Raw genomic sequence first — 6245 nt, 5'->3', positions numbered from 1 at the left:
TTAGGGCAATTAACTACTCCCCTCGGCCCCCGCCCCCCATTCTTTGAAAATTGACCGGAAGAGGGCATCCTAAAGAGGAATAGTAAGAGATTTTTAAACCTTGCCCTGCCATTTGGCGAGGTTTGCCGTTCGATTTATCATTATTAAATGGATTCACTAAATGCGGCTGGGGTTTAATTGGTGTGTTTGATGAATAATGGGTGTTTTTAGGTAGTTAGGCATTTATTCCGTGCCTCATTTATTTTGGAGATAATGCTGGCCTTGTTTAGCCCATGGCATTTAGAGAGCAGCGGCTCCAGTAAGCTGGGGTTTATGCTCTTTATCACGTGCTCCATATCCTCGTGAATGAATGATCGGGTATACTTATCTATCCTTGTATTTAGTATTATTGATTTGGCATCGCCAAATAAATTATCTCTAGGCAGAACTGCATGTATTAATCCCAGTCTTCCCGCCTCCTCCGCATTCATTGTTTCCCCACCGATTAATTGAATTGCACGCAGTCTAGGCAGCGTCTTTATCAGAATTGGCGCGCCGAGGAGCATGGGTAATCCAAGTCCCCCCTCGGGGTTGCATAGCTTGGCGTCGCTTGGCGCTATTAATAGGTCTGTCAATAATGCTATTTCCAATCCAAATCCGGCGGCGGAGCCATTGAGCACGCCGATCACGGGTTTATCTATGGTTACCATCAGCGACGCGAATGTTTTTATCGCATTCACTAAGTCGCTGATTGAGTCGTAATCATTGCTTAATCGCTCCCAATCTATGCCTGCCGAGAAGAATTTATCCCCGGCCCCGCTTATCATTATCCATTTAAGGCTCGCATCGCTTGACGCTAATGTTAAGGCCGATGATAATTGATTAAGAGTATCGCTATCGATTAAGTTAAGTGGTTGATTTTTTATCACTATTGCTCCTATATTATCCTCGTTCCAGAAAACCACTTTATTGAATAGATCCCTCATCGTTACTTCAGCTCGTACCTGAAGTATATGAATACGTCGGCCGAGAACAATAGAAGCAGTGCGCTCCAACTTAGCCCTATCAATGGCCCATCCGTTATGGGGTTCAACGAGAACGATAGCAAGAGGATTATGACGGCTACTGCGGTGACTATTATGCTTAATGCAGATAATAATTTATCCACTTTATCCTCAGCGACATTGCTTGCCGTTGTTTTATCTCCAGGATCTGCGTTAATTACTTTGGGCTTTATGCTTCTCCACATTAGGTGCAGCAGGTATATGCCTCCGAATGATATTATGAATGGCGGTATTATGACTAGGAGCAACCATATTGGCTTCACGGGAACCCCAGGTTGCCCGGCTCCCCATATGCTTAGCTCTATTAACCANGTTAGTCCAGTGATGAATAGGGCAGTTAAGAATGGTCTATCCAATGGATGCAGCTCCTCGTTCCTATCAATGAATGGCACCACGATGAGAACCACGAGAGGTATGAGTGCCCCCATGGATACATCTACCGCCAGCGGGAACGGCATGTCAGCCATCTTATACATGAAGAGGAAGAACCATGGTGGATATGCGGGCACTAAGCTCGCTTGTGGACTGGCGGGGGATGGCCCTGGATACGGCGAGAACAATATGGGCACTTTATCAACTATCTGGGGCAAGGCAAGTATTGAGGGCAGCATCAATATTATTCCCCACGTCAGCGTCACTATGCCGATCATGAATATGAAGTTCCTGGGCCACCAGGGCTTTATCCTGGCATCATCTTTCCTAAGCACTGCCGGCGCCTTGTATTTAGCCTCCTTTAGGTCAGGCATGAATCCATTTTGCTCAGCTAAGTAGAAGTGAAGAGCAAAGAGCAGAACCACTAGGGTCACAAGTATTATGTGCCACCCCAATAACCTAGTGAATAGGTCTAGCTCGGTTCCATTGCCGAAGAATATGGGTGTTAAGACTGATAAGTGAATGCTTGCCAATATTCCCTTGCCGACATCAACTGCATCCGTGCCTAGGACGTCTCCAGTCATGGAGTACCCCACAAATGATGTTATCATGACCATGGCGAACATCAGCACGCCGAGAACCCATTGGAATTGCCGCGGTTTCTTGTATGCGCCCTTGAAGTACACGTGGAGTCCATGGATGTACACTGCCAGTATCATTATGTAGGCGCCATATAGGTGGGAGGAGAGGAGCACTGACCCGAATGGCACTGCGTGTATTATGGCCATCGTGGAGTCATAAGCATCGCTGGGTTGGTAATATAGCAACATTAATAGTCCAGTTAATGCTTGCCAGAAAAGCGCAGCCGACGCTATGCCGCCAAGCCAGTACTCTATGCTGAACATGTATGTTGGGACTCCCATGAATGGTATATCCTTCAAGTGAAAGGTCTCCGCGAACCAGTCCCCAATGCTTTTCCTAGACATGCCCATCACCCAAGCGCTGGATTACTCATTAGCTTCACGGTTGTGGAGTTTCCGCTTATCGGNGATCCGCCGCTTAAGTCATCGGTGTGCCCATATATTGTGGGCCCAATCATGGTTACCGCATATAAATAGTCCGTGTCTGGGTCCCACTTTAATTGAACCGCGGGGAGAGGCTTAGTGGTGGGTCCCGTGATGACAGCTGCCCCCTTGTATGGGTCATATGTGCTTCCATGGCNACTGCAATGTATTACCTTATCCATTGGTCCATTAAACGTTGGGGTTTTGACGCCAGGAGGATAGAAAGTTAGTTCAGGATACGCGCATCCAAGGTGCTCACATAACGCGCTGTAGGCCACTATTGACTTATTTGGCCCAACGCCTCCCGGGAAAGTGTATGATTGGCCGGTGGCCGGTATGGAGACGCTGGTCGCCGGTATCTCCACCGGTTGATTAGAGTCATTGCCGAGGTTAAGCAAGTAGTTCGGCTCATTATTTAATGGATAATTAAACATCGCTAGTTTCTGTCCATTAATGGGAACATCGGATGCCTTTATTGGGTTCCCATTCTCATCCACTAGTTGAAGCAAGGGGAATGAGGATATGCCCACCGATGGCGGCACTATGACTTCAAGCCCGCGCAGCATGCCTATAACCATGCTTGCCCCCGCAATTATGACGAGGGACTTAAGGAATGTCCTCCTCGATTGATCCACGTCGCCCATGGGGGCTCCCATTTATGCTCATTTATTAAAAAGTTTTTTACCAAATTTTTACCAATATAAATACCAATTTTCACCAAGAAATAACCCAATTATTACCAAAGTAATGCTTAATAATGCCTTCGTTAAAACATGAATATGGTTGGGAAAAGCATAAGACCAGCCCTTATTATACTATCCGCGGCTGTGCTTCTAGGCTTACTGGCGGTTCTCCACTCAGTGCCACTTGCCCAAACACCCTCGGGACTAGTTGCTTACAGGGTAATTGGGTCAGCGAATCTAGCCAATCCAGGCAGCGAATCTTTTTGGAGCAATATACCGTGGTTCAACGTAACGCTATCCCCAACTCTCTCCGGCGTTCCCACATCGGGTTTAGTTCCATATGTTGAGGCGAAGGCCGCCTATAACGGCGATTATATATTCATACTAGTGAAGTGGCCAGATAATAATCCAAGCACCATAGGAGCCGATTCAGTGGCTGGACCCGGTCATTGGATCATGGTATATAACCCGAAGGGTCCACTGAACATGACTTTCCTGGATCTATTGACAAGCACGTTCCATAGGCACTACAAGGTAATAAACAGCAGCTACGCAATAATATTCGGTAGTCCACGAGCCATGGAATATGTGCTGTATTATTACGGCCCAGCAAACGGAGTTTACTTCTATGGTTACTTCACCAATGCCACCCATTACTATCCAGATAGGTTCGCCATAATGTGGTACATGGGCGCTCAACAGAATCCATCGGATTGCATGAACATCGGTGGTCCCCACCCCGGATATAAGGTAAGTGGCCAACTTGGCCAAGTAGTTGGTACAATACCGAACACCGGCGGGTCACTAAGCTCCGGCGCAGCCAATATTTGGGAATGGATAGCGGGCGTCACATATCCCCAGGGATCCGATTTCAATTACTTCGCCAATGCCACATGGGATGCGGAGAACGGCATTAACCCAACCGATGCCAGCCAATTCGCGTCTGCTCCTCACGGCTTCTTCCTCAACCTACTAACTAATCAAAGCGGCCTCTTCGATATAGGCGATGGCGGAATATGGTATCCCAACGCCACTGGACCAGTGCCGGGCTACTTTAGCGGCTATACGGGAGCCAAGTACGAGAATGGTTACTGGGTATTGGAGTTCGTCAGGCAGCTTAAGTCGCCGATGCCGGACACAGTTAATATAACCGTGGGCAGCACCTATGATATCGCGTTCGGCGTTTGGTACGGTAAGTCCGGGGAAACCACTTTTGATAAATCCATAACTGCCAACTTCGTGCCATTAACCCTGGTTTCAAAGCAACCCGCTCCTCCATCCGCTATTCCATCAGTTGTCCTAATAGTTGCCGTTATAGGGATAATAATCGCGCTAGTGGCTATTGGAGTGACATTCTTCGCCATAAGCAAGCGAAGAAAGTAGGCAGTTAAATATGATGAAAATTCCAAAGAATGATTTTTCCATTTATTCGCTGGCATTTGGAGTCCTCTTTCTTCTTCAATACATATTCAGGGAATTCCTATTACCTGTTTTTCCATTCATGCCAAGCAGTGGAGCCAATTTAGCCGCGCTGGGCCTAATTGGGACGTTTTCCGTCGTTGCAATGACCGTGATTGCCCCCATGGTTATATGGGAATCAAGGAAGGTAAGGCTTCGCCTCACATACTTCGCTGCCTCAATAATAATGGGTTGGGGAGGCATAGCCCTGGCCTTACTATATCCTCAATACTACTTATCGGTTCCATGGATAATTGCCAGCCTCGCTCTATGCGCATTAACCGTTATATCTATTCTCCAAGTTGCTGTGAGCAATGTTAAGTCGCTCGCTTTATTGCCTCTTCTCCTCCTCGAATTAATATCGCTGTATCAATACGTCACCAATATACTCACTGAGTATGCACTTATTCCATCCATTAATTTATCAACTTACTTAGTCTATCCATCCATATACATGTTAATTGCCGGCTCCGTATCGTTGCTGGCGTTATCGATTTATGCGAGACCAAGGCGTGGGCTCCTCATCGGATACTTAGTGGGGGCAGTAGTCAGCGTCTTATTATCCGAACCCATGTATCAATTACTCATATATAACAGATTCATGCAGTCAATAATGGGGGAAGTAGCTGCGATGGGGCTCGGCATACTTGCGCCTCCATCCTACTTGCCGGTATTGGCAATAGTCATGGGGATCTACATCTTCTCCCTAATAGCATTGGTGAGCAGGGCAATAATGGGCGAGCCATTAATGGGGTACTATGCATTGGCGGCCTTGATTTATATAGGAACCGCATTCGTTGTTCACGCATTATCGATCTACTTCGTGGTAACCATAACGGCATCCGTGGCTTTAATAAATTCGCTGAAAATGGAGAACCATAAATAAGGATACTCGCCAACACGATCCATTATGTGGCTCACTTAATCCATTAATAAAACGATTATTCGATAAATGCTAAATATATTGCCTGCATTAACGCCTCAATTAACATGAATGTTGGTTATGCTTTCATGAGTGGAGGCTCGGCAATTAATCAATATGATAATCGCATATGTTGGGGAATTCCTCATAATAATTGCGGCCGGGATAGTTGCAGGAATAATTGGAGCCTTGGCGGGACTAGGCGGGGGCACCGTTATATCGCCCATACTAACCCTATTCCTGGGCGTCCCAATGGCTTACGCCTCCGGCTCCGCATTGATATCCACCGTAGCCACCTCGGCCGGATCAGCCAGCGTCTATCTTAAGAAGAGGATAGCCAATGATAGGATAGGGATAAGTCTAACAACTGCAACCACTTTAGGCGCTATTCTCGGTTCACTGATTGCCAATTACGTCTATACCCATGGAATCACATACATCATCTACACCATATTCGGCATTGTTTTGCTCGTCTCCATAATACCCACAATCCAACGCAGCACCTGCGAATTGCCTCGACCCCGTGAGCCAGACTCAACCACTAGGGCCCTTAATTTGTATGGAACCTGCTTTGACCCTAACCTCGGCTGGATACGTTACTGGGGTGTTAGGTGGTGGTTGGGTGAGGTTATCATGTTTTTCGCCGGCGTCATCAGTGGTTTATTGGGTATTGGCAGCGGCGCCCTCAAGGTTCTTGGGCTTG

The 6245-nt window shown here is 47.0% G+C and carries 5 protein-coding genes and 1 pseudogene; 3 read left to right on the top strand and 3 right to left on the bottom strand.

The features are described from left to right. Positions 1 to 206: 206 nt before the first annotated feature. The 3 genes from AT710_08875 to AT710_08865 form a co-directional block, all read right to left on the bottom strand. On the bottom strand, positions 207 to 965 hold the full coding sequence (locus AT710_08875; GenBank protein ID KUO90517.1) for a hypothetical protein: 759 nt from the start codon (positions 963 to 965) through the stop codon (positions 207 to 209). A gap of 2 nt (positions 966 to 967) precedes the next feature. Next, positions 968 to 2407, bottom strand: coding sequence for a cytochrome B6 (locus AT710_08870; GenBank protein ID KUO90516.1), 1440 nt, complete (start codon positions 2405 to 2407; stop codon positions 968 to 970). After that, complete coding sequence (locus AT710_08865; GenBank protein KUO90515.1) at positions 2407 to 3123, bottom strand: (2Fe-2S)-binding protein; 717 nt, start codon at positions 3121 to 3123, stop codon at positions 2407 to 2409. Before AT710_08865 ends, AT710_08870 begins: the two co-directional genes overlap by 1 nt. 135 nt (positions 3124 to 3258) lie before the next feature. On the opposite strand from AT710_08865, the gene AT710_08860 reads away from it, so the two are divergent. The 3 genes and pseudogenes from AT710_08860 to AT710_08850 all read left to right on the top strand — a co-directional run bounded on the left by AT710_08860 (position 3259) and on the right by AT710_08850 (position 6245). Beyond that, entirely contained in the window at positions 3259 to 4545 is a 1287-nt protein-coding gene (locus AT710_08860; GenBank protein ID KUO90514.1) for a cytochrome B, read from the top strand. A 13-nt stretch (positions 4546 to 4558) separates the two neighbouring features. Continuing rightward, complete coding sequence (locus AT710_08855; protein KUO90513.1) at positions 4559 to 5506, top strand: hypothetical protein; 948 nt, start codon at positions 4559 to 4561, stop codon at positions 5504 to 5506. 153 nt (positions 5507 to 5659) lie between these two features. Further along, positions 5660 to 6245: pseudogene (locus AT710_08850) on the top strand.

This window comes from Thermocladium sp. ECH_B (assembly GCA_001516585.1).
In the GTDB taxonomy this organism is placed as follows: Archaea; Thermoproteota; Thermoprotei; order Thermoproteales; family Thermocladiaceae; genus Thermocladium.
The sequence above is the reverse complement of the archived record's forward strand: the minus strand, read 5'-3'. Positions and strand labels throughout refer to the sequence as shown.